The following is a 1,162-nucleotide window of genomic DNA, read 5'->3' on the forward strand; positions in this document are numbered from 1 at the left end:
AACCTGCCGCCCGACGAGCTCGAGCGACTCCTGTTCGACGACGTCCCGTTCCTTGAGGTCGCGCAGCAGGAGCACGACACCTTCGCCCAGATCCTGAGGGACCAGGGCGTCGAGGTGCTCTACCTCGAGAACCTCGTCGCGGAGGTGTTCGACCAGGTCCCCGGCGCCCGCGCCGAGTTCACCGACCAGTACATCGCCGAGGCCGGCATCCGCGGCCAGCACATGCCGCAGATCGTCCGCGAGAAGCTGGACTCCATCGAGGACAACCTCGAGTTCGTCAAGAAGACCATGGCCGGCATGACCAAGGCCGAGATCGACATGCCCCTCACGGCGTCCACGACCCTCGACTCCCTGGTCAACTCCGAGTCCGAGTCCGACCTGATCATCGACCCGATGCCCAACCTCTACTTCACCCGCGACCCGTTCGCGGTCGTCGGCGAGGGCGTCAACCTCAACCGCATGTACTCGGTCACCCGCAACCGCGAGACCCTGTACGGCAAGTACGTCTTCAAGTACCACCCCGACTACAAGGACGTCTCCCTGTACTTCCGCCGCGACTGCCAGTTCCACACCGAGGGCGGCGACGTGCTGAACATCAACGAGAAGACCCTCGCCGTCGGCATCTCCCAGCGCACCCAGGCAGCCGCCATCGACGTCATGGCCCAGAACATCTTCTGGAACTCCGACTCCAAGGTCGAGCGCATCCTGGCCTTCGACATCCCCGTCTCGCGCGCCTTCATGCACCTCGACACGGTCTTCACCCAGATCGACGTCGATAAGTTCACGATCCACCCCGCCATCATGGGCACCCTGCGCGTCTACGAGCTGACCGCCGGCAAGAACCCGGGCGACGTGAACATCCGCCTGATCGAGGACACCCTCGAGCACGTCCTGGAGGACGCCACCGGCGTCGACCAGGTCAAGCTGATCCCCTGCGGCGGCGGCGACCCGATCGCGGCCTCCCGCGAGCAGTGGAACGACGGCTCCAACACCCTGTGCGTCGAGCCCGGCAAGATCTGCGTCTACGCCCGCAACACCGTCACCAACGACGTGCTGTACAAGGAGGGCCTGGACCTTCTCGTCGTGCCCTCCGCCGAGCTCTCCCGCGGCCGCGGCGGCCCGCGCTGCATGAGCATGCCCTTCTGGCGCGAGGACCTCTAAG

The 1,162-nt window shown here is 65.7% G+C and carries 1 protein-coding gene; it reads left to right on the forward strand.

Annotated features, from left to right (window positions below; all coding sequences use genetic code 11):
• Window positions 1-1,161 (forward strand): arginine deiminase (locus DWY05_RS09790; protein ID WP_233511304.1); only part of this gene is annotated, 1,161 nt, incomplete at its 5' end.
• Between the last annotated feature and the right edge of the window lies 1 nt (window position 1,162).

This window comes from Collinsella sp. AF23-4AC (assembly GCF_003462685.1).
In the GTDB taxonomy this organism is placed as follows: domain Bacteria; phylum Actinomycetota; class Coriobacteriia; order Coriobacteriales; family Coriobacteriaceae; genus Collinsella.